Source organism: Microbacterium paraoxydans (assembly GCF_900105335.1).
In the GTDB taxonomy this organism is placed as follows: Bacteria; Actinomycetota; Actinomycetes; order Actinomycetales; family Microbacteriaceae; genus Microbacterium; species Microbacterium paraoxydans.
Genome location: NZ_LT629770.1, coordinates 3400819 through 3427727 on the forward strand (window position 1 = coordinate 3400819; position 26909 = coordinate 3427727).

At 69.4% G+C, this 26909-nt stretch carries 23 protein-coding genes and 1 tRNA gene; 11 read left to right on the forward strand and 13 right to left on the reverse strand.

What is annotated here, in order from left to right; all coding sequences use genetic code 11:
- Nucleotides 1–21: 21 nt before the first annotated feature.
- From BLU02_RS16475 to trxB, 4 genes are read right to left on the reverse strand one after another with little or no spacing between them, the layout of a single operon-like run.
- Nucleotides 22–1020, reverse strand: a complete 999-nt coding sequence (locus tag BLU02_RS16475) for a metalloregulator ArsR/SmtB family transcription factor (RefSeq protein WP_060922221.1) — start codon at nt 1018–1020, stop codon at nt 22–24.
- Nucleotides 1017–2114, reverse strand: a complete 1098-nt coding sequence (gene arsB / locus BLU02_RS16480; protein WP_060922222.1) for an ACR3 family arsenite efflux transporter — start codon at nt 2112–2114, stop codon at nt 1017–1019. The genes BLU02_RS16475 and arsB overlap by 4 nt, the downstream gene beginning before the upstream one ends.
- Nucleotides 2111–2437 (reverse strand): thioredoxin, encoded by a 327-nt coding sequence (gene trxA / locus BLU02_RS16485; protein ID WP_060922223.1) that lies wholly within the window; start codon nt 2435–2437, stop codon nt 2111–2113. The genes arsB and trxA overlap by 4 nt, the downstream gene beginning before the upstream one ends.
- Entirely contained in the window at nt 2434–3411 is a 978-nt protein-coding gene (gene trxB, locus BLU02_RS16490) for a thioredoxin-disulfide reductase (protein ID WP_060922224.1), read from the reverse strand. Before trxB ends, trxA begins: the two co-directional genes overlap by 4 nt.
- 535 nt (nt 3412–3946) lie before the next feature.
- On the opposite strand from trxB, the gene BLU02_RS16495 reads away from it, so the two are divergent.
- Nucleotides 3947–5464: a hypothetical protein gene (locus tag BLU02_RS16495; protein WP_157547074.1), complete on the forward strand. Its 1518-nt coding sequence runs from the start codon at nt 3947–3949 to the stop codon at nt 5462–5464.
- A gap of 218 nt (nt 5465–5682) precedes the next feature.
- Here the strand turns inward: BLU02_RS16495 and BLU02_RS17945 are convergent, their stop codons facing one another.
- Entirely contained in the window at nt 5683–6111 is a 429-nt protein-coding gene (locus BLU02_RS17945) for a helicase associated domain-containing protein (protein WP_082750055.1), read from the reverse strand.
- Nucleotides 6112–6153: 42 nt separating this feature from the next.
- Here BLU02_RS17945 and BLU02_RS16505 point away from each other — a divergent pair, with 42 nt between their 5' ends.
- From BLU02_RS16505 to BLU02_RS16515, 3 genes are all read left to right on the forward strand, one after another.
- The gene (locus tag BLU02_RS16505; RefSeq protein WP_157547075.1) at nt 6154–7113 is read left to right on the forward strand and encodes a hypothetical protein; all 960 of its coding nucleotides are present in this window, start codon (nt 6154–6156) and stop codon (nt 7111–7113) included.
- A 415-nt stretch (nt 7114–7528) separates the two neighbouring features.
- Complete coding sequence (locus tag BLU02_RS16510; protein ID WP_157547076.1) at nt 7529–8494, forward strand: site-specific integrase; 966 nt, start codon at nt 7529–7531, stop codon at nt 8492–8494.
- Nucleotides 8491–10338: a hypothetical protein gene (locus BLU02_RS16515; protein WP_157547077.1), complete on the forward strand. Its 1848-nt coding sequence runs from the start codon at nt 8491–8493 to the stop codon at nt 10336–10338. Before BLU02_RS16510 ends, BLU02_RS16515 begins: the two co-directional genes overlap by 4 nt.
- 236 nt (nt 10339–10574) lie before the next feature.
- On the opposite strand, the gene BLU02_RS16520 is transcribed toward BLU02_RS16515, so the two are convergent.
- A tRNA-Arg gene (locus BLU02_RS16520) sits at nt 10575–10647 on the reverse strand.
- A 16-nt stretch (nt 10648–10663) separates the two neighbouring features.
- Complete coding sequence (locus BLU02_RS16525) at nt 10664–11473, reverse strand: SGNH/GDSL hydrolase family protein (protein ID WP_082750056.1); 810 nt, start codon at nt 11471–11473, stop codon at nt 10664–10666.
- Between the two features lie 93 nt (nt 11474–11566).
- Here BLU02_RS16525 and argS point away from each other — a divergent pair, with 93 nt between their 5' ends.
- The gene (argS, locus tag BLU02_RS16530; protein WP_060922230.1) at nt 11567–13231 is read left to right on the forward strand and encodes an arginine--tRNA ligase; all 1665 of its coding nucleotides are present in this window, start codon (nt 11567–11569) and stop codon (nt 13229–13231) included.
- 8 nt (nt 13232–13239) lie between these two features.
- Nucleotides 13240–14088 carry an LmeA family phospholipid-binding protein gene (locus tag BLU02_RS16535; RefSeq protein ID WP_060922231.1) on the forward strand — a complete coding sequence of 283 codons (849 nt, stop codon included), beginning with the start codon at nt 13240–13242 and terminating at the stop codon, nt 14086–14088.
- Nucleotides 14089–14100: 12 nt separating this feature from the next.
- On the opposite strand, the gene BLU02_RS16540 is transcribed toward BLU02_RS16535, so the two are convergent.
- Genes BLU02_RS16540 through BLU02_RS16555 form a run of 4 tightly spaced genes read right to left on the reverse strand, consistent with a single transcriptional unit; the run spans nt 14101 to nt 17426 of the window.
- Complete coding sequence (locus BLU02_RS16540; RefSeq protein WP_060922232.1) at nt 14101–14835, reverse strand: alpha/beta fold hydrolase; 735 nt, start codon at nt 14833–14835, stop codon at nt 14101–14103.
- Nucleotide 14836: 1 nt separating this feature from the next.
- Nucleotides 14837–15418 (reverse strand): TetR/AcrR family transcriptional regulator, encoded by a 582-nt coding sequence (locus tag BLU02_RS16545; RefSeq protein ID WP_060922233.1) that lies wholly within the window; start codon nt 15416–15418, stop codon nt 14837–14839.
- Nucleotides 15411–16301 (reverse strand): alpha/beta fold hydrolase, encoded by an 891-nt coding sequence (locus BLU02_RS16550; protein ID WP_060922234.1) that lies wholly within the window; start codon nt 16299–16301, stop codon nt 15411–15413. The genes BLU02_RS16545 and BLU02_RS16550 overlap by 8 nt, the downstream gene beginning before the upstream one ends.
- A 51-nt stretch (nt 16302–16352) precedes the next feature.
- Nucleotides 16353–17426 (reverse strand): YihY/virulence factor BrkB family protein, encoded by a 1074-nt coding sequence (locus BLU02_RS16555; RefSeq protein ID WP_174521429.1) that lies wholly within the window; start codon nt 17424–17426, stop codon nt 16353–16355.
- Nucleotides 17427–17572: 146 nt separating this feature from the next.
- Here BLU02_RS16555 and lysA point away from each other — a divergent pair, with 146 nt between their 5' ends.
- The 5 genes from lysA (at nt 17573) to prfA (ending at nt 24493) form a co-directional block, all read left to right on the forward strand.
- Nucleotides 17573–18991 (forward strand): diaminopimelate decarboxylase, encoded by a 1419-nt coding sequence (gene lysA, locus BLU02_RS16560; RefSeq protein ID WP_231919604.1) that lies wholly within the window; start codon nt 17573–17575, stop codon nt 18989–18991.
- 21 nt (nt 18992–19012) lie between these two features.
- Nucleotides 19013–20317 (forward strand): homoserine dehydrogenase, encoded by a 1305-nt coding sequence (locus tag BLU02_RS16565; protein WP_060922236.1) that lies wholly within the window; start codon nt 19013–19015, stop codon nt 20315–20317.
- A 5-nt stretch (nt 20318–20322) separates the two neighbouring features.
- Nucleotides 20323–21288: a homoserine kinase gene (gene thrB, locus BLU02_RS16570; protein WP_231919694.1), complete on the forward strand. Its 966-nt coding sequence runs from the start codon at nt 20323–20325 to the stop codon at nt 21286–21288.
- A gap of 164 nt (nt 21289–21452) precedes the next feature.
- Complete coding sequence (gene rho, locus BLU02_RS16575) at nt 21453–23405, forward strand: transcription termination factor Rho (protein ID WP_083371061.1); 1953 nt, start codon at nt 21453–21455, stop codon at nt 23403–23405.
- 8 nt (nt 23406–23413) lie between these two features.
- Nucleotides 23414–24493 carry a peptide chain release factor 1 gene (prfA, locus tag BLU02_RS16580; RefSeq protein WP_060922516.1) on the forward strand — a complete coding sequence of 360 codons (1080 nt, stop codon included), beginning with the start codon at nt 23414–23416 and terminating at the stop codon, nt 24491–24493.
- Nucleotides 24494–24511: 18 nt separating this feature from the next.
- Here prfA and BLU02_RS16585 read toward each other — a convergent pair whose 3' ends face one another.
- Complete coding sequence (locus BLU02_RS16585) at nt 24512–25165, reverse strand: response regulator (protein ID WP_060922515.1); 654 nt, start codon at nt 25163–25165, stop codon at nt 24512–24514.
- The gene (locus BLU02_RS16590; RefSeq protein WP_060922514.1) at nt 25162–26808 is read right to left on the reverse strand and encodes a sensor histidine kinase; all 1647 of its coding nucleotides are present in this window, start codon (nt 26806–26808) and stop codon (nt 25162–25164) included. The genes BLU02_RS16585 and BLU02_RS16590 overlap by 4 nt, the downstream gene beginning before the upstream one ends.
- Nucleotides 26809–26909: the final 101 nt, after the last annotated feature.

Sequence of the window (26909 nt, forward strand, 5' to 3'; positions counted from 1 at the left end):
TGGCTCCTGGGGGTGGTGGGGTCAGTGGGTGAGGTCGTCGACGAGAATGCGAACGCGGGCGGCGATGTCGTCCCGGATAGCTTCGACGCCTTCTCGGGAGGCGAGTGCGGGGTCTCCCACTGCCCAGTCGTCGTAACGGACGCCGGGGATGATTGGGCAGACGTCGCCGCAGCCCATCGTGATCACCACGTCGGCTGCACGGACGGCGTCGTCGGTGAGGGGCTTCGGGAACCGTTCGCCTGCGACATCGCCTTCGATCTCGGCGAGGATCGAGCGCACGTGGGGGTGGATGACCTCGGCGGGCCTGGACCCGGCGGAGCGTGCGAGCACCTTGCCGCCGGCGATCTGGTTGACCAGAGCCGCGGCGAGTTGGGATCGCCCGGCGTTGGCGACGCACACGAACAGCACCTGTGGCACGGACGCGTCGCGGTCGCGGGTGAGGTCCGCGAGGCGCTGACGGGCGAAGCGTTCGGTGAGCGGAACGAGTGCTCCCGTGACCTTCGCGGTTCGAGCGAGCGAGGTGTACGACTCCCGGACGATGCTGAGCACGGTCTCCGGCTCGAGCTCCGGAACTTCTGCGGCCAGTTCGTCTGCGAGGTGCGTGATTCGGATATCGAAGTCGGGGCGGGTCTCTCCCTCCACCAGTTCAGTCGCGCCTGTCGCCTCAGTCACCGTAGCCGGCGCGAAGGAGTCGAGCAGGGCGGTAACCGCGCCTCGACGGCGGGGGGTGATCCGATACCAGACCCAGGTGCCGCGCCGTTCGGAGGTGAGCACGTCGACGTCCTTGAGGACCTTCAGATGGTGCGACACCGTGGGCTGCGACACGTCGGCGAGCTCGGCGAGGTCGCAGACGCAGGACTCGCCACGGGGGTCAGAGGCGATGGCGGAGAGCATGCGCAGGCGCAGCGGATCCGACAGTGCCTTCAGCGTCGCGGCGACCGTCGCGGCCGCCTCCTGCCCGATGGCGTGGGTGGGGACCGGGCTGCAGGTCCCGGCAGTTTCCGCGGGCGTGACGTTCACGAAGCGATCCTTTCGCCAATGTAGGGATCGGTGTGGAACCAGGCGCGCGCGGACCAGAGGGATACGTACACGAGCCCGACGAGGACGGGGACTTCGATGAGCGGGCCGACGACGCCGGCAAGGGCCTGACCGGACGCGGCGCCGAAGGTGCCGATGGCGACGGCGATGGCGAGCTCGAAGTTGTTCCCCGCCGCGGTGAACGCCAGCGAGGTGGAGCGGGCGTAGTTCAGGCCCAGGCTCTTGCCGAGCAGCAGCCCGGCGAACCACATCACCCCGAAGTACACCAGAAGCGGCAGAGCGATCCGTGCGACGTCGAGCGGCCTTTTCGTGATGGCTTCGCCCTGGAGGGCGAACAGCAGCACGATGGTGAACAGTAGCCCGTACAGGGCCCATGGGCCGATCACGGGGAGGAACTTTTCTTCGTACCAGGCGCGACCACGGCGTTTCTCGCCGACCCACCGGGAGGCGAAGCCGGCGACGAGCGGGACGCCGAGGAAGACCAGCACGTTCAGCGCGATCTGCCAGACCGAGATCTCCAGCCCCTGAGTGTCCAACCCCAGCCAGCCGGGCAGAACGGTGAGATAGAACCAGCCCAGCAGCGAGAAGGCGATCACCTGGAAGACCGAGTTGATCGCGACGAGCACAGCGGTCGCCTCCCGGTCTCCGCAGGCGAGGTCGTTCCAGATGACGACCATGGCAATGCAGCGGGCGAGGCCGACGATGATCAACCCGGTGCGGTACTCAGGCAGATCGGGAAGGAAGATCCACGCGAGCGCGAACATGACCGCCGGGCCTGCAATCCAGTTCAGCACCAGCGAGGAGATCAGGAGCTTCTTGTCGCCGGTGACGGCGGCGACCTTGTCGTAGCGGACCTTTGCGAGCACCGGGTACATCATCACGAGCAGCCCCAGCCCGATGGGCACGGAGATGCCGCCGACCTCGAGACGAGTGAGGAGATCCGACAGTGCGGGAACGAACCGGCCGAGGAGGAGCCCGGCGACCATGGCGAGCCCGATCCACAGCGGCAGCCACTTGTCGAGCGTAGACAGGCGCCGGACGGCGACGGGAGCAGAAGCGGCGGTTGCGGTGGTCATGAGATCAGCGCCTCGATCTTCTCGGCGATGACGGGCTTCGGGTGCGCGCCGATGAGGATGTCCGTGCGGGTTCCGTCGCGGTAGAACCCGAGGGTCGGAATCGAGGTGACACCCGCTGCGGACACGGTTTCGGGATTCTGATCCGCATCGACCTTGACGATCTTCGCCCGTCCGTCGTACTCGACAGCGAGCTGCTCGAGCAGCGGAGCGACCTGACGGCACGGGCCGCACCAGGTGGCCCAGATGTCGACAACGACGGGGATCTCGGAAGTCAGCACCTCGTCGCGGAATGTCGCGTCGGTGACAGCAGTAAGCGTGCTCATGCGAAGACCTCCTCGGCCTCGGTCAAAGTGGATGGCTGGTTCTGGAGGTGCGACAGGAAGTGCTGCGCGTCCTGAGCGGCGGCACAACCCGTGCCGGCGGCGGTGATCGCCTGCCGGTAAGTGTGATCGACGAGATCGCCGGCCGCGAAGACACCAGGGATGCTCGTGCGAGTCGATGGGTGGTCCACCAGCACGAACCCAGCCGCGTCGGTGTCGACCTTTCCGGTGACGAGCTCAGAACGGGGGTCGTGGCCGATGGCGACGAAGAGCCCGGTCGCCTGCAGCTCACGTTCGGCACCGGTGACGCTGTCTCGGAGTGTTACAGACTCCAGCTTCTCGGCACCGTTCAGGCGTGCGACCTCGCTGTTCCAGGCGACTTCGATCTTCGGATGGTCAAGCACGCGCTGCGCCATGATCTTCGACGCCCGGAACTCGCCGCGGCGGTGCACGACCATCACCTTCGATGCGAAACGGGTGAGGAACAGCGCCTCCTCCATCGCCGAGTCCCCGCCACCGACGACGACGATCTCCTGCTCGCGGAAAAAGAACCCATCGCAGGTGGCGCACCAGGACACCCCGCGCCCGGTGAGCCGCTCCTCATCCTGGAGGCCGAGCTTCCGATACGCGGAACCCATGGCGAGGATCACCGCACGCGCACGAAACGTCTCACCCGCGCCGGTCTCGATGGTCTTGAACGGGCCATCGAGGTCGGCGCGGACCGCATCGTCGAGGAGAACGCAGGCGCCGAACCGCTCCGCCTGCTGACGCATCGACTCCATCAGCTCCGGGCCGTTGACCGGGTCGACAAACCCCGGAAAGTTCTCCACCTCGGTCGTCGTCATCAGCGCGCCACCGGTCGTCACCGTCCCGGCGATCACCACCGGGGCGAGGTTCGCTCGGGCCGCGTAGATCGCTGCGGTGAAGCCCGCGGGGCCCGACCCGATGATGACCAACTCAACCTCTTGATTCGACATGCGTCTATATTGACATCATTCAAAGCAAGGATCAATCAGGGGCGCGACAGTTCACCGAGTCTTCACCTGGACACGCGAGAAGGAGACTTCAATTCGACAAGTTGCCCTGTCCGCGCTTGAGTCAGGCTGCGCCGACGGGCCTCGCCACGACCTGCAGCACGAATGGTCGAAGCCGCCGACACCGCTGCCGACCCCCAGGCGCGCCGCCGGGTGCGCGACGACATGAGGCCCTGCTTATAGCCGGCGACGGTCAGAAAGGTCGGGGCGCGGCGATGAAGTTTCGAGCTCGACGATGAACACGTGCTTCTCGGGCTGCGCGAGCTGGCGTGCGCCGATCTCTCCAGAGAAGCCTCCGGAGTGGATGGTCGGCTTTACATGTGTGGCGAAGTCTCGAACGCCGTTCGGACACGAAACCCGTGCAGTGGAAGCCGAGGTGATCATCACATCGTGACATCGCCGTGCACGATTTGATTGTGCGTGACACCCTGGCTCACATGCTCGCAGAAGTGGAGAGTCCGCCGCGCACACGGCTGTCATGAACAACTCAGCTAGCAACATGACCGCCAACAACTCGAACATGCCCGTCGGCAACGCACTGCGCACCTCGTCGTACTATGCCCGTTCGACGGCTCCGATTCCGACGGCGACGCTCGAGGAAGCACTCGCGCTGATCGACGCCTCGGGCGTCGTGAGGCTTCTCGAGGAGTGGGCGAAGGGGGGCGGCAGGTCGGCGCGACCGGCGACACTGACCTCCCGGCAGGTGCTCGCGGTGTGGATCTCTCTCGGATTGGCGCAGAAGGAGTTGACGGTCTCGAACGCCACATCTGTGCTGTGCGAACACTTGACACCCGGGAGGCGTCGCGCGCTCGATCTCCCCGACGGCTTCTCGTCGCTCGTTCCGGAGCAGGTCACGCGCGCGGTTGAGCGTGTGACTCGGCGTCTGACGGACACCATCGATGCCTATCCGTCCTACTCTCGCGGACGTCGACTCACGAAGCGCGAGTGGGAGCGTCTCCTGCAGGACCGCGCCGAGCGCTGCGCTGAACTCGAGGAGCGTCGCGCACGATTTGCGGTGTTCGCCAACCGCCTCCTCGGAGCTCAGCACAAGACGGCCGGGTTTGCTGACTCGGATGCCGCGGTGAGCGTCGTCGTCGACAGCTGCTTCCGTGCGGCGGGTGCCCGCGGTATCAGCCGTCGTCGGTTCGAGGCTCTCGAGTCCGAGGGACGAGTTTCCGCCGAGCCCGATGCAGGCTTCGCGGTGTACGGTGCAACAGCGGGTGAGCATGGCCAGGCGCGGTACGGGTGGGAGGACGAGCTCGCCGTGCTGATCCCCAACGACCCAGATCAGCCACGCTCCGTGCCGAACATCGTCATCGGCATCAACCCGCACCGTCCGCACGAAGGGTTCGCGGCAGCCGCTGCCGAGATGCTTCAGGACATCGCAGCCCGGCCCGCGGGACTGGATCATGTCGTCGTCGACCGAGCCTATATGGCAGCCCGGCCAGCGCCGTTTCGCACCTCGCTCGCCGACCTGGGTGCGAAGCTCGTCGCGGACTATCCGGCGACCAGGCTCGGAGCCCAGCGGAAGTCCGACACGGGAGTCCTCGTCGACGGCACCTGGTATGCGCCCGCGCTGCCAGCACGCTTGCAGACCGCAGGTCAGAACTTCGCACAGGCTTTCTCGGCGACGACCGACCCAAAGGAGCGTTCCGAGGCGTCCCAGGAGCTCAAGGCGCTGGTCGATGCGCGAGCCGACTTCGCCCGCCTCCACCCGCACGTCCCGGCGGCCCCCTCGACTGAGCGGAATGAGCAGCATTACCCCTACCACTCCGAGCAGTGGAGCAAGGTGAACAACATGGGCCGTCAAGCGTTCGAGTCCTACGCCGCCTCTCTGCGGGAAGCGCGGAAGAACACCCGCGGAGGAGTGCGGGGAGCGACGGCGCAGGGGTTTCTCAGCGTGCTCACGGTCATCGGAACGAACGCACGCATCATCGAGGACTTCCACGGCACGCGGGAGACGCCGCGTGACCGAACTGCGCCCCTTCCCCTCTGATGCAGGTCCGGACGGTCGCGCCCCGGGAGGGGGCAATCACCTGCAAGCCCAGGCCTCAGCGACGGGTCCTGCTCTGCCCGGCTGCGGTCCCGTCGGCGCAGACCCGCTGCAACAAACGGATGCCTTCAACTAGGCGCTGAGAGATAAAGAACGGGCTGTCCACCTCGGACAGCCCGTTCTTCGTTTCTCACGGACGCAGTCGGCGTCAGCTGGTCTGTTCAGATGCTGCGGGTCGCGTACGCCAGGAGTCGTACCCGTTCAGGCGAGAGTCGTCCGTCGGCCTCAGCGACGCGCTGGCGAGAGACCCAGTGGGCGAGCGCCGATTCGCCCGGAAGCGTACCTCTCACACGGGGTAGCCGCCCCTCGGCTGCGATGAAGCGACGGAGTTCCTCTGCCCGTTCCTCCCACGCGTCCGCGCGCGGCCTGTCGCTCCACCCCGGGAGTGCCCTCAGTGCGGCCTTCTGATCTGCGGTGAGCATGGTGGCACGGCGCTGGCCGGCGGCCCACCCGACGACGTCGGCGGGGACTCCGTCGCTGAGGCGCGGGAGGCGCCCGAGTGCGTATGCGTGCTCGGCGACTCGTTCGTAGGCAGCCCACCAGGGGCCGCGGTCCCTTCTGGATCTGGAGGTCTTGCGTGGTGTGTGCATGCGCTAGGCATGCGCGGTCCCGTTCCCCCGGAGTGACACGCCGTGTTGGCGCCGTTGCTCGTAGTTGATGCGACGTGTGCGCGAGCAATCGGCCTAGCGTGGCGTGATCACAGCGAAGGCCTCGGAGGAGTCATGACGTCACCGAAACCACTCGAACTCGACGACACGGTCGACGGAGTGGACCTGGACGCGCGCCGCTTCGCCGCGCTCGTCGTCGACGACGTGAGCCGACGCCTGTCCTATCGGCCGGAGAACCTTCTCGCCGCAATCCAACAGCACGTTCGGTGGGCGCATGTGGTGTCAGGGCTCCCCCTCGAGCGGGAGTTCCTCTTCCGGCGAGACGTCATCGCGGTGGCCGTGCAACAGCTCCCGATGAAGTCCGACGCATCACTCGGCCGTCGCCGTGCGATCCTCCTGCGCGTGGCGGAAGCCCTCGGAGTCACCGAGCGAGCGATGCCGCCGCTCTACGGTTCCGAGCCGAGCGCGCCATACGTGGACCGAGAGATCGCCGAGCTCCGGGTGTGGTCCGCAATCCAGCAGGAGAGGCGACGAGAGCCGGCGAGGATTCTGCTGGCTCTCGGCATCGGAGCCGGATTGACGGCCTCGGAGCTCTGCGCGGTCTCGGCATCCGACATCTCGTCCGATGCGTCATGGGTCGACGTACCTGGGACCCGAGCGCGAGTCGTTCGCGTCGAGGAGGAGTGGCGTGACGCTCTCCATGCGGCATTGCACATCACGCATGGCCCCATCTTTCAGCCGAACGTGCGGTGGTACCCGAACAAGATCAGCGATTTCGTCCGAACCACGCGGGGAGACCAGCTTCGTCCGAAGCCGCAGCGGATGCGGGCGACCTGGCTCGTGCGACGGATGAGCGACGGTATTCCGGTTCAGGATCTCCTCTACGTGGCCGGGGTCAAGTCGCTGGACGCGCTCGCTCGATTCGAACGATTTCTTCCTGCACCTGCTGCTGCGCCTTCGCCAGATAGTCACGGACGTCGGTGAGGCGTTGCCGCTCTCTGTGCTGCTCCTCTGTCGAAGACCACGCGACCGTGGAGAACGGCACGCCGGCGGCATCGAGCAGAAGCATCAGGTCATCCAACCCGGCCGGAGTGTTCCCGTTCATGAGGCGGGACAGACGCTCGCGGCCCCAACCCGTTCGTTCGAGAAGGTCGGCTCGTTTGTATCGGCCGGCCTTCAGCCCGGCGAGCACGAGCCCGACCGCGGCATCCTGAATCTGAGCGGCTCGGCTACGGGCGCGCTCTGCCGGCTCCTGTGGCAACGGGGTCCAGCTTCGCCTCGCTGCGTGTTGGCCGAACTTGCCAGGGTTCGGGGCGTACATCCGCGGAGCGCGACTATTCGTGGGCACTGGTCCATCCTCGCACTATTCGTGAGTCTTGATGTCACGAATAGATGCAGCGTGAGTCTTGACATCACTTTCTCGTGGTTGATGGGAAAAGCCGCGCACACGGTCGGCATGACAGACCTCCCACACGCCAGCACGGCCACTTCACCCACGACGTACAACCCCATGCTTGCATCCGCGACCTGGTCTCGCATCCAGCCGTTCGTCGACAAGGTCACGGCTGAGCGGTGCGCTGGGATGAGTCGGCGTCAGATCCATGAGCACCAGAGGACGCTGGCGTACTTCGGCGACTGGGTCGTCCAGACGGGAATGGTGCAGCTCGACGAAGCCCTGGCGGACGACGTGATCGACGTTTACACCGAAGATCGTGCACGCGAGATCGTGCGCGTGATGGCCGAACGAGAGCGCAAAATGCTCCGGCGGCTGGCCGGCATCGCGCCGTCGGTCGAAAAGCGTGCAGTATCGACCGCATCGGAGCCGGAGCGCCCGTACTCCGAGGACGAATTGGCGACCTTCCACCATTGGGCTTCATACCAGCGCACAGAGCACCAGCGTGTCGCCTGCATGGCCATTTTCTCCCTCAGCGTCGGATGCGGCCTGACTTCCGGGGAGATCCTCGCCGTCCGCGGCAGCGATCTGCTTGACCTGAGGGGGGTCCTGGCAGTGCGGGTCGCACGCGACGGACGAGTCGTTCCCGTCGTGAACCGTTGGCGCGGATGCTTTGAGAAGGTCCTCGCGAATGCAACGGACGCGCTTCTCGTCGCACCGAACGCCACCGACCGCAAGGGCGCGATGCGACACGTCCTGCAGGCGTCGACGGGGAACGTGAAGCCGACCGCGGCACGCCTGCGGATGACGTGGCTCGTCGCGCACCTCGAAGCCGGAACACCGCTTGCCGCTCTTCTCCCGGCGTCCGGGATGACGTCCACCGACTCTCTCCGTCGAGCCATGAGCTACGTCCGGCCTATGACGGTCGACGCATCCTATGAGGCGCTTCGCATGCTGGGTGCGGGCCGATGAGAACGGACAAGCCGAAGAAGAACGACCTCTTCCTCGATGACAATGCTGATCTCGAGGGGATGCTCTTCAACCCACGGGCCCGTGGGCCTGTTGCGACGGGCATGGTGCAGCAATGCGCCAAGCTCATCGACAGCGTCGGCATCCCCGAGCTGTTGGCTCAGTGGGATCTCGAAGTTCACGCTCCCAGCCGAGGGGGCAGGCCAGCCGCCGTGCCTATGCGGGGAATCCTCATTCTGTGGCTGGTGCTCGCTTGGGAACACCAGCCCCTTCAGCTGAAGAAGCTCCGCGACATCATCACCGAACGGTTGACCCCTGAGACAGCTGCGATTCTCGGCATCACCCTCGACGCGAGCGTGAGCCCTGACGGTTGGTATGAACGCGCACGGCGGTCGACCAACCGCATCATGAGCCTGATCGACTATCACCCCATCTTCAACAGACACCGTCGTCTGCAGAAGCACGAGTGGGATCGCGTCCGCTCGGACCGTGCCGAGATGGCTGAGGTGCTCTCCGTACGAGCGCACCGCGCCGACGAGTTGATGAACCGCCTCCTTCACGCCACCTACCTGTGGATGCCCAAGCGCCTGCGCAGCGACAAGATCTCCGTCACCATCGACGCCACCGCCGTCCGGGTGCACGCCCGAGGCATCGGCATCGGTCGCCTTGCCAGCCTCGACCCTGAAGGCACAGTCTCCATCGAACCCGACGCTGCCTTCTGGGCCCGCGGAACCGACGACCACTCCGATGATGGCAAGACCTCCATCACGAAGATGAAGTACGCCTACGAACTCGAGCTCGGTGTGCTCACGAGCAACGACCCGACGCGTCCCGAGGACATCCCGCACATCGTCGTCGGCATCGGCCACCACGCCCCCGCATTCGGACCGGGCAAGGCTGCTCGCGCGATGTTCGAGAACATCGTGAACCGCGGTCTCCAGCTCGACCACGTCATCGGCGACCGCGCATACCTCCCCGGCGCCAAAGAAGCCGATCTTCAGAACTACCTGCGTTCGGCTGGCGCGAAGCTCGTCATGGACTATCACAAGACTTTCCTCGGCTATCAAGACAGCTATGCCGGAGCCATCATGGTCGACGGCAACTGGTACTGCGCGTCCATGCCTCAGAAGCTCATCGACGCGAGCTCGAGATACAGGGCGGGCGAAGATGCAGATGACAAGAATCGTTCTCTCACAAAGACGGAGCGCGCAGCCCGCGCCAAGAGCCGGCTCGAACAATGGCACAGCGATGTCGAGGCACGCGCGCCTTACCTCTTCAACCGCAAGGAGCTGCCGGACGCGAAGGGACGCACGCCCTGGATGTGTCCTGCAGCGGGTAACTCGCCAACTGCTGCCTGCCCTCGCAAGCCCACCATGCTCGCATCGGGCACGGTTCCGCTCACCATCATCAGGCGACCAGTCGAAGGTCCCGCGAAAGTCTGTGACAACAAGACGAGCGCGACGTTCCCCGCACACGCGGGCGGCAAGTTCGCCCAGGAGTACCAGTACGGTTCCAAGGATTGGCGTGAGATGTACGGCCACGGCCGCAACAGCGTCGAGTCCTTCAACGCCTACCTCAAGGACGGCGGCACCCACGCGCTTGAGGACGGTTCCCGTCGTCGTCTGCGCGGCTCCGCAGCGCAGTACTTCCTGGCCACGATGACTGTCGTGGCTGCGAATCTCGACAAGATCATCGACTTCGCCGCTCAGAAGGTCGAAGACGGTCTTGACTACGAGGCGGGCATCGAAGCTCCCCGCTCCAAGAAGCGCAAGCCTCGTCGCAGCACTCCCCAGCAGCGCGTCACGCACCAGCGCGGTCGAGCGAACCGAAACCCCGTCCGCACATAGCGGGCGGATCCGCTACATCCACTCAGATCACCGGCTCGAAGGTCGGCGCCAGCATGCCGAGTCAACGGTTCCGGCGTCAGCCTTCGGGCCTTCTCTGTGTTCAGCGGGCGTCCAACTCGCCATGGCTGAACCCGTCGACGAGCATCAATGAGAAAAGCCGCCCGACACCGGGCGGCTTTTCTCGTGCTCGGGAGTTCCGCGTACGTGTTTCCATAGGATCCGCGTACAACCCTACGTGCCCCCGACAGGAGTCGAACCTGCGACCTACGGTACCGGAAACCGGCGCTCTATCCACTGAGCTACGGAGGCGTACCGATCGACAATATCACTCGTCGGGGGTGGTCTCCGACCCACCGGCCTCCGTGACCGGCGCGGCGCGCAGTTCGTCGAGCGCCGCGGCGAGCCTTTCGGCGAGATAGCGGTGGCCGTCGGTGGACGGATGCTTGCGTCCGACTTCCACGTCGATGACGGCGAGGTAGTTGTCCTCGGTGATCCAGTCCCGCTCGATCGGGGAGATGTACCACCAACCGCGGGCCGAGGCGAGAGCTGCGAGATCCCGGTCGATCCGTGCGGTCTGCGCGCCCACCGGCAGCTCGTGCGGCGCGGGACCGAGGACCACGATCGCCGCCTCCGGATACAGCGCCGTCAGCGCGTCCCACGCGGCGGTCACGGCCTCGCGGTAGCCGGCCGCGCCCTGCGCCCGGTCGTTGATGGAGCCCTGGATGATGACGAGGTCCGGATCGAGGGTCGGGTCCAGCGCCGCGATGCGGTCGCCGAAGTCGGGGCCGTCGATCCCGGGCTTGAGGTAGCCGCTGCCGCGGACGCCGTCGACGATGGTCGAGCCGTGCAGGAGGTCGGCGAGCACGTACGCGTAGCCGAGCGTGGGGTCGGAGGCGGCCGAACCGTAGGTCCAGGAATCGCCGAACACGAGGACGGTCGGCTCGTCGGGGAGCGCGAGCGGCGCGGGGGCGATGACCGCGGCGGACTCGTCTCCGGCGGCGGCGCCGACCGGGAGGGACGACGGCGCCGGGACCCACGGTCGCCAGACCCCGATCACGCCCGCGGCGACGGCGACGAGGAGGGCGGCGGCGACGCCCGCGATGCGCAGTCGACGAGGGGCGGCGGGGGCGTTCATGGTGTGAGAGTAGATCACGGAGGACGGATCGCAAACTCCGCGGGACACGGGGCGACGGAACGGGCCGGCGCACCCCCGTAAACTGGGGGATCTATGAATCCTGAAACGCTCGCCCACGCCCTCCTCGCCGTCCTCGCCCCCATCGCCGAGGAACGACGTCCGGGCGAGCCGTTCGACCTCTCCGCCGCCGACATCGTGCTGGAGCGCCCGCGCAACCGCGACCACGGCGACTGGGCCTCGAACATCGCCATGCGCCTGGCCAAGCCCTTCGGCACGAACCCGCGCGAGCTCGCCCAGCAGATCGCCGACGGACTGGCCGATGTGGACGGCATCGCGAGCGTGGAGGTCGCGGGCCCCGGCTTCCTCAACATCCGCCTCGACGCGGCGGCCGCCGGTGCGCTCGCGAAGGTCATCGTCGACGCCGGTCCCGCCTACGGGACGAACTCCTCGCAGGAGGGCGTGAGCGTCAACGTGGAGTTCGTCTCGGCGAACCCCACCGGACCGCTGCACATCGCGCACACGCGCTGGGCGGCCCTCGGCGACGCGATCGTCCGCCTGCTCCTCGCGAGCGGCGCCCGTGCGGTGCGCGAGTACTACATCAATGACGCGGGCGTGCAGATGGACCGTTTCGCCGCGTCCGTGCTGGCCGCGGCGAAGGGAGAGCCCACGCCGGAGGGCGGCTACCCGGGGGAGTACATCGCGACGCTCGCCGGTCGCGTTCTCGAGGCCCGTCCCGACCTGCTCGACCTCCCCGAGGAGGACCAGCTCACCGTCGCCCGCGAGCTCGGCTACGAGTACCAGCTCGCCGAGATCAAGAACTCCCTCGAGCGCTTCAACGTGCCGTTCGACGTGTGGTTCTCCGAGCGCACCCTCCACGCGAAGGACGCCTCGGGCACCAGCCTCATCGACCAGGCTGTCGACCGTCTGCGCGAGCAGGGCCACGTGTTCGACGAGGACGGCGCCGTCTGGGTGCGCACCACCGACTTCGGCGACGACAAGGACCGCGTCATCCGCCGCTCGAACGGCGAGTACACCTACTTCGCCGCCGACGCCGCCTACTACCTGAACAAGGGCGACCGCGGCTTCCGCGACAAGATCTACCTGCTCGGCGCCGACCACCACGGCTACGTGCACCGTCTCAAGGCGGTCGCGGGGGCGGCGGGCGACGACCCCGCGAAGAACATCCAGGTGCTGATCGGCCAGATGGTCTCGATCAACGGCGCCCGCCTCAGCAAGCGCGCCGGCAACATCATCGAGATGGACGACCTGCTCGACTGGCTCGGCACGGACGCGCTGCGCTACTCGCTGGAGCGCTCGCCGGCCGACTCGCCGCTCGACCTCGACCCGGAACTGCTGCAGAAGCGCACGAACGACAACCCGGTGTTCTACGTGCAGTACGCACACGCCCGCACCCACAACGTCGCACGCAACGCCGCCGACTCCGGCATCGACCGCTCGGTCTTCGCCCCGGAGACCCTCACGCACGAGACCGAGGCGGCGCTGCTGGGCGCGCTCCAGGAGTTCCCGCGCATCGTCGCGTTCGCCGCCGAGGTGCGCGAGCCACACCGCGTCGCGCGCTACCTGGAGGAGCTCGCCGGGCTGTACCACCGCTGGTACGACAACTGCCGGGTGATCCCGCTCAGCGACGCCCCGGTGGAGGACGTGCACCGCACGCGCCTGTGGCTGAACGACGCCGCCGGCCAGGTCTTCCGCAATGGGCTCGACCTGCTCGGCGTCTCCGCGCCCGAGCGCATGTAGGGAGCGCCATGAGCGACGACAACCCGACCCTCCCGTACCCGAAGCCCTCGGACGAGCACCCGACGCTCGTGGTCCCTGACCCGGCGGACGGTCGCGAGCGGAAGGGCTCGGCGCCGCGGCGGCGCCGGTGGCCATGGGTCGTCCTCATCGTCGTGGTGGTGGTCGCGGCCCTCGTGGTCGCGGCGGAGCTCGTCGCCCGTGCGGTGCTGCCCGGCGTCGTGCGTTCGATCGTCATCGAGCAGCTCGATCTGCCCGCCGACCAGCAGCTGGACGTCGAGACCGAGGGGGTCCTCCTCCCACAGCTGCTCGCCGGTCGTCTCGACACCCTGCGGCTGTCGACGGACGCCGTCACACTGCAGGGCATCACCGGTGCGGCTGACGTCACGGCGACCGGCGTTCCGCTGCGGGGCGGCGACCTCGACGGCGCCGACGGCACCATCCGCATCGACCAGGAGCAGTTCACCGCTCTGCTCGCCGACTCGGAGCTCCCGGTCGACACCGTGGAGTTCGCGGCACCGAACGCGACCCTCGGAGGCTCGTTCGACGTGCTCGGCACCGCGGTCCCGGTCTCCGTCACCCTCACTCCGGGGGCTGTCGAGGGCGACCTCGAACTCACCCCGGTGGCGGCGAGCATCGGCGGCGTCGACATCGATCTCGACAGCGTCGGGTCGTCGCTCGGCTCCCTCGGTGACGGGATCACGCAGCCGCGGCGGGTGTGCATCGCGGACCAGCTCCCGGCCGGTCTCACGCTGACGGGGGTCGAGATCGTCGACGATCAGGCCGTGATCGACATCGACGTGGACGGGGCGATCGTCACGGATGAGGCGCTCCAGGAGAAGGGGTCCTGCGACCGCTGACCGGACCCCGCTTCAATCGGGCAGGCGCTCCTGCAGCCGTGCGGCGAGCTCCGTCGGCCGCTGCAGGGGGATGCCGTGTCCGTAACCACGAAGGACCTCGAGGGTGCTGCGGGGATGGACACGGTTCAGCAGCGCGGCGGAACGGCGCATGAGCGGCTTCTCGTCGCCTCCGACGAGGACCAGTGCCGAGCCGGGGTGCGTGCTCCACGCGGGCGGCGGCGTGAAACGCAGGTTCTCCTCGACGGCGCGCAGCAGGGTCGTGCGTGAGATGGCGGCGGAGGTCTCCAGATAGCGGGGGAGCAGCGCGTCCGGGACGAACAGCTCGCGCGCCTGCAGACGGGCGAAGCGCTCGTTCCTGGCGAGCCCGGCCGTGAGGCGGAGCAGCGCGAGGGTCGGTCGGATGGCGCGCAGCGGTTCCGCCTGGGCGCTGATGACGACGGCGTCGGCGACGAGGTCCGGGCGTCGTGCCGCGAGCAGGACGGCGAGCTGCGCGCCGAGGGAGAATCCGACGACCGTGGCCGGTCCCGTCTCCCGCTCCAGCAGGGGGACGAGCGCCGCCACCGTCTCCTCGTGCGACGCGTAGTCCTCGGTCGCGCTGCGGCCGTGACCGGGAAGATCAGGGACGATCACCCGCCGCGCAGGATCGAGGTGCGTGCGCAGCGGCTCCCACATCCAGCCGGCGACGCCGCCGCCGTGCAGGAGCAGAAGCGGTGGTGTTCCCGGGGGACCCGATGTCTCGTGATGCATGTCACTCCGTCTCGAAGCTCGCGGCCATGCGGCCGACCGTGTCGATGGCGCTCTTCAGCGTGCCCCGGTCGAGCGGTCCCAGCGTTCGGGCCGCGGAGAGCAGTCCGAGGGTGGCGCTGGAGAGCACGAGGGCGAGGGCTTCGGGCTCCACGTCCGGCACGATACGGCCCTGACGCTGGAGGTCACGGATCCCGGTGACGACCCGCTCGTGACGTGTCCGGTACCGGGAGGTCGGTTGCGTGGCGACGTGCGCGCCGAGCACTCCCGCATCGTCGAGGAACGCTGCCGTCATGAGCTCGTCGTCGAGCAGAGCGGCCGCCGTGGCGCGGTAGAGGGCGCTGAGCGAGGGCTGCGGTCCTGCGGTGCGGGCGACGGCGTCGGTGATCCGAGCGGTTCCGCGCTGGAGCAGGGCGTCGAGGATGTCGCGCTTCGCGGCGAACTCCAGATAGACGGCGCCTTTGCCGATACCGGCCACGCGGGCGATCGCCGCGACGCTCATCGTGTCGAACCCCTCCGCGAGGACCATCCCCTCCGCCGCGTCGAGGATGCGTGCCCGGCGGTCCGGGACGAGCGGCCTAGGCATCGGAGCCTCGTGCGAACCACTCGCGCAGGGCGGGGATCACGAGGTCGGGACGGTCCCGTTGCACCCAGTGCCCGGCGCCGGGGGCCACGAAGAGCTGCCCGTCCGGCAGGCTCTCCGCGGCCGCCTCTACCCGTCGGAGCGGGACGCCGGAGTCGCGGTCGCCGTGCACGAGGAGGACGGGGACGCGGATCTCGGCGAGTCGATCACGGTAGTCGGTGCGGAGCCGCAGCGGCCGCACCTGGTCGCGCTGCCAGCCGCCGAAGGTCTTGAGACCGGAGCCGGTCGCAGCCTCGGCGAGCACCGCGTCGACGAGAGCAGGGGTGCGGGCGTCGGGGGAGCGCACGAGATCCTGAAGGCCTCGCGTCATCGCCTTGCGGTCGCGTGCGTAGACGCGTGTCATCGCACCGAGCAGGCCCGAACGCAGGAGCAGGAACGTCGACAGGTGGGAGAGGGGTCCGAAGGCGCCGTCCGTCAGGCGCGGCATCAGACCATAGCTGCCGAGGAGGGCGGCGGCGTGCGCTCCGTCCGGGCGATCGAGCAGATGGCCCAGCGCCATCCCCGCGCCCATCGACAGGCCCCCGATGGCATAGGCGTGCAGCCCGAGGGCATCGACGAGGTCGCCGACATACTGCACCAGGCGCTCTTGCGTCAGCGGTGCATCGAGGTGTGAACTGCGTCCGAAGCCCGGGTGGTCCGGCGCGAAGACGCGGTGCCCGGCCGCCGCCAGCGCCGGCCCGACCTCGCCCCAGGAGAGCTCCGCACTGTCGGCCCCGCCGCCGTGCAGCAGCAGCACGGGCGGCTGTGTCTCCCCGGACGGGCACCATTCCAGGATCGAAACCGCCGCGCCGGGAACGGTCACGGTGTGCCGTCGTGGTGCGGACATGCGTCCCCTCTCGTTGTGACCATCGTATCGATTCCGGTCACAACGAGGGCATCACTCCGTGGCGGCGGTGCCGTTCTCCTCGGCCGCCGCACGCTGGGCGTCGCGCAGCTCGGCCGTGGCGATCTTGACGTCGACCTCGGCGCGCTGCAGCCGTCGCTGGACGAACGTCCGCGCGCCGAACCGTTCGTGCAGGCGGTCGCCGCGCTCCTCTTCGGCCGTGACGATGTACGCGCACGCGACGAGGATGACCTGCGTGGAGAGCTGGAGCCAGATCAGGAGGGCGAGGAGGGAAGCGAACGAGGCGAGCAGGGGATTGCTCGTCGCTCCGCCCACGAACAGTCCGGAGAGCTGCTGCAGCACGATGAGGCCGAAGGCACCGAGGAAGGCGCCGCTCCACAGGGAACGGGCGGCCGGCCGGACGCCGGAGAGCAGGAGGAAGGCGCCGACGATCAGGGCGGCATCGAGGACGAAGACCACGAGAAGCGACAGGATCCGGACCGTCCAGGCGAGCAGAGGTGAATCCGACGGCACCCCGAGCAGGTCGCCGATCCAGGTCACCCCGAGCTGACCGATGAACGTGATACCGGCGGCGAGCACGAACGCGATCCCGATGCCGGCGGCGAGGAGCAGGTTGCGGACGATGACCCAGATCCACAGGATGTCCGCCTGGATCGTGCCGGCGATGGTCCGGATGGCCGTGCGGAGCGAGCCGATGGCGCCGAGGGCGGCACCGATCAGGGCGACGAGGGAGATGATGCCGGCGATCGAGAACGACGCCGGAGTCCGGAGGTCCTTCGTGTCGATGACGCCGCCTTCTCCGATGAGCCCGGGCACCGCGGACTGCACGGCGTCGATGATCGCGCGCCAGGCCTCCGGGTTGCCGGAGAGCCAGAGGGCCGCGAGGGAGAAGCCGAGGAGCACGCCCGCGAACACGCTGAACAGGGCGCGATAGGTCACGCTGTCGGCGAGCATCGGACCGCGTCGTTCGGAGTACAGCAGCACCGCCCTCACCGGTCGCCGAGCCAGGGCCCAGGCGATCACCGGGCCCGTGATGCGGGCGACGAGCCCCGGGCGGGCCAGGGCTGCGGAGCGGTTCTCGGAGTCTCGGTTGTCGGTGTCTGCCACGTGCCCACCCTATGAGCCGGGCGATACCGCTCCCCAGGGGGTTGACGCGGCGTGTCACCATGACCAGGCCGGGACAGAGGGTGCCCTAGAATCGGGGCAACTCGATGTGCGCCTCCGCCCGAGATCCGTCCCACGATTGGTGTTCCGTGCTCGACTCTGCCGCCACGCTCGCTCCGGACTGGCTCGTCGTCCCCGAGGATCCGAACGATCTCGCGCCGGGTGTCTGGCCATCGTCGGCCACGCGCGACGAGGACGGCAGCCTCGTGCTCGCCGGAGTGCCGGCGCCCGAGCTTGCCCGCACCTACGGCACGCCGCTCCTCGTGCTCGACGAGGACGAGGTGCGTCGCCGCGCCCGGGCCTTCCGCGACGCTTTCGACCGCGCCGCGTCCGCGCACGGCACTACCGCGCAGGTGTACTACGCCGGCAAGGCGTTCCTGTGCACGACGGTCGCCCGTTGGGTCGTCGACGAGGGGCTCCGCGTCGACGTGTGCACCGGCGGTGAGCTCGAAGTCGCCCTCGCCGCGGGGGTCGCGCCGGCCTCGCTGGGGTTCCACGGCAACAACAAGTCGGTCGCCGAGCTGGAGCGCGCGGTCGCTCTCGGCGTCGGCACGATCGTCGTCGACAGCGCGATCGAGATCGAGCGCCTCGCCGCCATCACGGCGCGTACGGACACCATGCAGCGCGTCATGGTCCGGGTCATCAGCGGCGTCCACGCCGAGACCCACGACTTCCTTGCCACGGCCCACGAGGACCAGAAGTTCGGCTTCCCGCTCGCCGAAGCCGAGGTCGCCGTGGCGCGCATCCGCGAGATCCCGGGGCTGGAGTTCGCCGGCCTGCACTGCCACATCGGCTCCCAGATCTTCGGCGTGGCCGGCTTCCGCGAATCCGCGTCGCGCGTGCTCGAACTGCACGCCGCCCTCCTCGAGGACGGACCGGTGCCGCAGCTGAACCTCGGTGGCGGCTTCGGCATCGCCTACACCCGCGTCGACGACCCCACGCCGATCGACGAGCTGGCCGACGGCATCGTGGCGGCGGTCGCCGAGGGCTGCGCGGCGCGGGGCATCGCGGTGCCCGCGCTCTCGTTCGAGCCCGGGCGCGCGATCGTCGGCACGGCGGGTGTGACCCTCTACGAGGTCGGGACGACGAAGGACGTCACGGTCGCCTCGGGAGCGACCAGGCGTTACGTCAGCGTCGACGGCGGGATGAGCGACAACGCCCGCACGGCCCTCTACGGCGCCAGCTACTCCGCCCGCCTCGCCTCGCGGACGGGGACGGCCGAGCCTCAGCTGAGCCGAGTGGTCGGCAAACACTGCGAGTCCGGCGACATCGTCGTCGACCACGAGTACCTCCCCGGAGACGTGACACCGGGCGATCTGCTGGCCGTCCCGGCGACCGGCGCCTACTGCGCCTCGCTCGCGAGCAACTACAACCACGTCCCGCGGCCGCCGATCGTCGCAGTGCGCGAGGGGCGCTCGCGGGTGATCGTCCGCGGCGAGACCGTCCACGACCTGCTGGCCCGCGACGCGGGCATCGACGGGGCGCACGCCCCTGAGGGAGCACGATGACCCACCACCGAAGGAGCATCCATGACTGACTACAGACGACTTCGCGTGGCGCTGCTGGGCGCCGGAGCCGTCGGCTCCCAGGTGGCGGCCCTCCTGCTCCGCCACGGCGACGAGCTGGCCGACCGCGCGGGCGCCGCGCTGGACCTGGCGGGCATCGCGGTGCGCAACCTCGACGCGCCCCGCGACGTCGACCTCCCGAAGGAGCTCTTCACGACCGACGCCGAGTCGCTCATCCTCGGCGCCGACATCGTGATCGAGCTCATCGGCGGCATCGAGCCCGCCCGCACGAACATCCTCCAGGCGATCGGCTCCGGAGCCGACGTGGTCACGGCCAACAAGGCGCTGTTGGCCACCCACGGGCCGGAGCTGTTCGAGGCGGCCGATCGCGTCGGCGCCTCGGTGTACTACGAGGCGGCGGCCGCGGGTGCCATCCCGATCATCCGTCCGCTGCGCGACTCGCTCGCGGGTGACCGCGTCGTGCGGATCATGGGCATCGTCAACGGCACCACGAACTACATCCTCGACCGGATGGACACCGAGGGCGCCGACTTCGCCGACGTGCTCGCGGACGCGCAGCGCCTCGGATACGCGGAGGCCGACCCCACCGCGGACGTCGAAGGCTACGACGCCGCGCAGAAGGCCGCGATCCTCGCCAGCCTCGCCTTCCACACCGCGGTGCCGCTGGATGCGGTGCACCGCGAGGGGATCACCGCCATCACGGCGTCGATGATCGAGGAGGCCCGCGCGGCGGGCTTCGTGATCAAGCTGCTCGCCGTCTGCGAGCGCATCGAGGCCGACGGCGCCGAGTCCATCTCGGTGCGGGTCTACCCGGCTCTCGTGCCGGTCGCCCACCCTCTCGCCTCCGTGCACGGCGCCAACAACGCCGTCTTCGTCGAGGCCGAGGCGGCGGGCTCCCTCATGTTCTACGGTGCCGGCGCGGGCGGCATCCAGACGGCCTCGGCCGTGCTCGGCGACGTGGTCTCCGCCGCGCGTCGGCATATCGCCGGCGGCGTCGGCGTGGGCGAGTCGACCCGGGCGAACCTTCCCGTCGTGCCCATCGGCCACGTCACGACGCGGTACCAGATCACCCTCGAGGTCTCCGACGCCCCCGGCGTGCTGGCGACCGTCGCCGGGATCCTCAGCGACGGCGGGGTGTCCGTCGCGACCGTCGTGCAGACCGTCGAGGGGGAGGACGAGCCGACCGCGCGCCTCATCATCGGCACGCACCGCGCGACGGAGCAGGCCCTCAGCGACACGGTGGACGTGCTCGCGGGCAGCGACGTCGTCGCTCGTGTGCTGTCCGTCCTCCGGGTGGAAGGCGAGTGACCACGGTGACGGCCACGGCTCCCGCCCCGGAGGAGCACGGTGCGCGCGTGGGCCGCACGGTCGAGGTGACGGTGCCGGCGACGAGCGCCAACCTGGGCCCCGGCTTCGACACGCTCGGCCTGGCGCTCAGCATCTACGACCGTCTCGAGGTGACGGCGCTTCCCGCAGGGCAGCTCGAGATCGAGGTCTCCGGCTCCGGCGCCGAGGACATCCCGCAGGATGCGTCCAACCTCATCGTCCGGACGATCGCCTACGTGTTCGCCGACGTCGGCCGGCCGATGCCCGGCCTGCGCATCGTTGCGGAGAACGCCGTCCCGCACGGCCGCGGTCTCGGCTCCTCCGGTGCGGCCGTCGCCGCCGGCGTGCTCGCGGCGAAGGGACTGCTGGCCGGCGACGTCGACATCTCCGACACCGATCTGCTGCGTCTGGCGACCGAGCTGGAGGGCCACCCGGACAACGTGGCGCCCGCACTGTTCGGCGGACTCACGATCGCGTGGATGGGGGAGCGCGGCCCGCAGCACAAGAAGCTCCTCGTGCACCGCGGCGTCTCCCCGCTCGTCCTCGTCCCGGCCTACACGATGTCCACCTCGCAGGCCCGTTCCCTGCAGCCGCCGCACGTCTCCACGGCCGACGCGGTGTTCAACGTGTCCCGGTCGGCGCTGCTCATCGCGGCGCTGATGCAGAGCCCGGAGCTGCTGCTGGACGCGACCGCGGACCGGCTGCACCAGGATTACCGCGCCGGCGCCATGCCCGAGACGCAGCGCCTCGTGCAGGCGCTGCGCGCCGCGGGATTCGCGGCCGTCGTCTCCGGTGCCGGGCCCAGCGTGCTCGTGCTCGCCGACGGTCCCGGCAGTCGGCTGGATGCGGTGGAGGTGGCCAACAGGGTGACCGACACCCCGTGGGAGGCGCTCCTGCTCGCCGTCGACGTCCGTGGTGGTACAGTGGGGGATCGAGCGGAGGGCTCCACGTAGCATTCGTGAATCTGGCCCCATTGCATCTCTTGCAAGACCCGCACGCGAACCCCTGAGGCACAAGTGCCGAGGCTGGCTGACGCCGAGCGTCAGCCCGTGCGATCGTGCGCAGCACCCGTTGTGCGCGTTCACGCTCATTTCCCATGACCTATAAGGGAGTACTCGTGGAGAACCTCTCCGAGACCCAGAACGATCAGGCGGCTCCGACCGCCGACGCCCCCGTCGCCGAGCAGGCGACCGAGTCGGCTCCGGCCAAGAAGCGCGCGCCGCGCCGGGCGAACACCGCCACGGCTGCGGCCAAGGCGGCCAAGGCCGCGGAGGAGTCCGGTTCGGCGGAGGCCCCTGCGGCTGCCGGCGACTCCGCCGAGGCGGCGGAGGCGGCCCCGAAGGCGAAGGCTCCGCGCCGCACGCGGGCGAAGAAGGCGGACGCCGAGGCTCCGGCCGAGGCCGCACCGGCGGAAGCGGCACCGGCTGCCGAGACCACCGAGGCGCCCGCCGAGGCCCCCAAGTCCGCCCGCGGGCGTCGTACGAAGAAGGCGGACGCCGAGGCCCCGCAGGCGAAGACCGAGAAGGCCGAGGCCGCACCGGCCGACAGCACGGCGGAGACCGCCGAGGCGGGCGCTGCTCAGGGCGGCCGCGCCAAGAACGATGCGGCGAAGAGCGAGTCGAAGAACGACAGCGCTGCCGCGAAGAACGAGGCCGAGGCGGACGCTCCGGCGAAGGATGCATCCGGCGAGGCGGACAACGGCGAGGAGCAGGGCGGTCGGGGCCGCAACCGCAACCGCAACCGCAACCGTGGCCGTGGTCAGGGCGGCGGCCAGGAGCAGGCACAGAACGCGCCGGCCGACGACGACCAGTCGGGTAACGGCAACGGCCGCAACCGTCAGCGCAACAAGCGTCGCAGCGGCGGCCAGGTCGACGAGTTCGAGACGGAGATCACCGAGGACGACGTCCTCATCCCGATCGCCGGCATCCTCGACGTGCTCGACAACTACGCCTTCGTGCGCACGACCGGCTACCTCGCCGGCCCCAGCGACGTCTACGTCTCGCTCGGCCAGGTCAAGAAGTACAACCTCCGCAAGGGCGACGCCGTCGTCGGCTCCATCAAGCAGCCGCGCGAGGGCGAGCAGCAGGGCCGCCAGAAGTACAACGCGCTGGTCAAGGTCGACTCGATCAACGGCCTCTCCGTCGACGACGCGGCCACCCGCGTGGAGTTCGGCAAGCTCACCCCGCTCTACCCGCAGGAGCGTCTGCGCCTGGAGACGGCTCCGGAGAAGCTCACGCAGCGGATCATCGACCTCGTCGCGCCGATCGGCAAGGGCCAGCGCGGCCTCATCGTCGCGCCGCCGAAGGCCGGCAAGACGATCGTCCTGCAGCAGATCGCCAACGCGATCGCGCAGAACAACCCCGAGGTCCACCTCATGGTCGTGCTCGTCGACGAGCGCCCCGAAGAGGTCACCGACATGGAGCGCACCGTGAAGGGCGAGGTCATCGCCTCGACCTTCGACCGCCCCGCGGAAGACCACACGACGGTCGCCGAGCTCGCGATCGAGCGGGCCAAGCGCCTCGTCGAGCTGGGCCGCGACGTGGTCGTGCTCCTCGACTCCATCACCCGCCTCGGACGCGCGTACAACCTGGCCGCTCCGGCGTCGGGCCGCGTCCTCACCGGTGGCGTCGACGCGTCCGCGCTCTACCCGCCGAAGCGCTTCTTCGGTGCCGCCCGTAACATCGAGAACGGCGGATCCCTCACGATCCTCGCCACCGCGCTCGTCGAGACCGGCTCCAAGATGGACGAGGTCATCTTCGAGGAGTTCAAGGGCACCGGCAACAGCGAGCTGCGGCTGTCCCGTCAGCTCGCCGACAAGCGCATCTTCCCGGCGGTGGACGTCAACGCGTCCAGCACCCGCCGCGAGGAGATGCTGCTCTCGGCCGACGAGGTCAAGATCACCTGGAAGCTGCGCCGCGCTCTCGCCGGCCTCGACCCGCAGCAGGCCCTGGAGGTCGTGCTCGGCAAGCTCAAGGAGACCCACTCCAACGTGGAGTTCCTCGTGCAGATGCAGAAGTCGATCCCGACGCTGCCCTCGGGCGCCCACGGGCACGACAACAACATCCGCTGAGGTCCGACGTGTTCGAGTCCGTCCAGACTCTGATCGGCGAGCATCGCCGGGTCCAGGAGGAGCTCTCCGACCCGGCGGTGCACGCCGACGCGGCGCGCGCCAAGCGCGTCAACCGTCGGTACGCCGAACTGTCGCGCATCGTCGCGGCGCACGAGGCGTGGACGGGGGCCGTCGACGATCTCGAGGCGGCGCGGGAACTGGCCCGTGAGGACGAAGCGTTCGCCGCGGAGATCCCCGCCCTCGAAGAGGGCGTGCAGGCGGCGCAGGAGCGTCTGCGGCGCCTTCTCATCCCGCGCGACCCGGACGACGCCCGCGACGTGATCATGGAGATCAAGGCGGGGGAGGGCGGCGCGGAGTCGGCCCTCTTCGCCGCGGATCTGCTGCGCATGTACGTGCAGTACGCCGCGTCGAAGGGGTGGAAGACCGAGCTGCTCGAGCGCAACGAGTCCGACCTCGGCGGCTACAAGGACGTGCAGGTCGCGATCAAGGGCTCGTCGTCCGACCCCGCGCAGGGCGTCTGGGCGCATCTGAAGTACGAGGGCGGCGTGCACCGCGTGCAGCGGGTTCCCGCGACGGAGTCGCAGGGGCGCATCCACACCTCGACGACCGGCGTGCTCGTGTTCCCCGAGGTGGACGAGCCCGAGGAGATCCAGATCGATCAGAACGATCTGAAGATCGACGTGTTCCGCTCATCGGGACCCGGCGGGCAGTCGGTGAACACCACCGACTCCGCTGTCCGCATCACGCACGTGCCCACCGGGATCGTCGTGTCGATGCAGAACGAGAAGTCGCAGCTGCAGAACCGCGAGGCGGCGATGCGCGTGCTGCGCGCCCGACTGCTCGCCAAGCAGCAGGAGGAGCTCGATGCGGCGGCCTCCGACGCACGCAAGTCGCAGATTCGCGGCATGGACCGTTCGGAGCGCATCCGCACGTACAACTTCCCCGAGAACCGGATCGCGGATCACCGCACCGGGTTCAAGGCGTACAACCTCGATCAGGTCATGGACGGTGCGCTCGACCCCATCATCGAGAGCGCCATCGCCGCCGACGAGGAGGCGCGTCTCGCCGCCGTCGGCTCCGAGGGCTGAGCGGCCGCCGCGACGGCGTCAGGTGCGCGCGGCGTACCGGTGCTCGGGACGCCCGGTCGACCCGTACTGCAACCGCACCTCGACGATGGTCCGCGCGGCGAGAGCGGCGAGGTGCCGTCGCGCCGTGGCGCGGGAGATGCCGACCCGTTCGGCGACCTCCGCGGCGGAGGCCTCGTCGGCCCCGAGCGCCTCGAGCACGCGCTGCTCGGTTGCCGAACGCGACAGGGAGACTGGCTCGCCGCCCCCGTGCAGGATCGCCAGCGCGCGGTCCACGTCCTCCTGCGTGAGCGCACGATCGCCCGCGAGCAGATTGCGGTAGCGGGTGTATCGGTCGAGGAGCCCGGTGAGGGCACGGCGCTCGAAGGGCTTCACGAGGTAGCCGACGGCGCCGGTCCGCAGCGCCCGTCGTACCGTGGGGGCGTCGTCCGCGGCGGAGATGAGGATCGCGTCGACGCTGGCCTCGCGGACGAGCCCGATGCCGTCGCCGTCGGGGAGATAGACGTCGGCGAGCAGGACATCGGGGCGTGTCGAGCGCACGAGGTCGCGTGCCTCGGCGCAGGACCGCGCGGTCCCGGTCACGGCGTACCCGGGGTGGTCGTCCACGATCGTCCGGTGCAGATCGGCCACCCGGAAGTCGTCGTCGAGGATGAGCGCGCGCAGCGGTTCGGTCATGGGTCCTCCTTCGGGACACGCGGAGCGGGGTCGACGGCATCCCCGAGGCGGGCGGCGAACACCGCGCCGTGGCCGGGACCGCCGGGGTCGATGATCCAGAGGTCGCCTCCGCTGCGGCGAGCGATCTCCGTCGCGAGCGGCAGACCGATGCCGTGCCCGTGCACCGGGTCGTCGCTTCCGTCCTCGACGGTGCTCGTCCGCGGGTCGGGCTCGCGCAGACCGTCGCCGGAGTCGGCCACGGTGACGATGAGCGCGTCACCGTCGCTCAGCACGGAGACGTCCACCCACCGCGGCTCCCGCGTGCCCGCGACGGCGGCCACGACCGCGTTGTCGACGAGGTTGCCGAGCACGCTCGCCACGTCCTCGGCCCGGCGGACGGTGCCGATCAGCTGAGTCTCGTCTCCGATCCGCAGGGCGACGCCCCGTTCGGCGGCCTCGACGCCCTTGGCTCCGAGGAAGGCGTGCAGGAACGGGTCGCGCACGAGGTCGAGTCCGGTGACGGGGAACGCCACCGGACCGCGGCTCACCAGCTCGTCGAGGAATGCCCTGGCGTCGTCGACACGACCGGCGTCGATGAGGCCCGCGGCCACATGAAGGCGGTTCGCGAACTCGTGGCGCTGGACACGCAGCGCGGAGGTCATCGTCCGGACGGCTTCCAGCCGCTCGGTCAGGGCGATGAGGTCGGTGCGGTCGCGCACGATCAGCACCTCGCCGAGCGCGCGCCCGTCGCGTCGCACCGCGCGCGACTCGAGGTACAGCATCCGGTCGCCGACGACGGCCTCCGCACGGTCGCGAGCCCCGGTGGCGGTATCCCGCACGACCGGCGGGAGCGGGAGCGCGTCCACGGTGTGGCCGACCGGATCGTGAAGCCCGAGGAGCCGGTCCGCCGCCGCATTGCTCACGCGCACGACACCGTCCTGATCGACCGCGAGCACGCCGTCGCCGACGCCGTCGAGCACCGCAGTCTGATTCTGCACGAGGGCGACCAGCTCCTCGGGCTGCACGCCGATGGTCAACCGTTCCCAGCGGCGGCGCAGGAGGAGGAAGGTCAGGAGGGCGAGGGCGAGCGCGCCGGCGGCGGTGAGACCGAGAGCGGCGAGTAGGGGAGGCAGGTCGTCGAACACACCCGCGCGCTCGAACCCGACGCTGATCTCGCCGACCGGCGTGCCGGAGTCGTCGCGCACCGGCACCTTCGCGCGGGCGGACTCGCCGAGCGTGCCGGTCTGCCAGTCGACCACCTCGTGGCCCGCCAGCACCGCGGCGAAGGGGGTGCTCACCACCTCGCCGATCCGGGACGGCAGGGGATGAGCAAGACGGATGCCTTCATCATCCGTGATGACGACGAACAGGGCCCCGGTGCGGGCCATGACGTCCGTGGCGATCTGCTGCAGGTCTCCGTCGCGCAGCGCCTCCGCGTCCGGCTCGTCGTCCGAGGCGGAGACGGCGGCGACCGCCGCCCGCACCTGCGCATCCTCGGCCAGGGTCCTCGCGATGCCGAGCGCGGTCGACTCCGCCTCGGCGCGCAACTGCTGAACCGCGAGGGCGAGGTACACGCCCGTGCACAGCGTCACGACCAGGGCGACGGCCGCGAGGTGGAGCAGCAGCGCGCGGGTCGCGAACCGGACCCGTCTCCGCGGGGCCATCGCCACCTCCTCCCATCGCGCAATATGCGCAGAAGTCACGGTACGCGCACAAGGCGCGGTTATGCGGCATACCGCGCTCCGCGTCCGCGGATTCCCTAGCC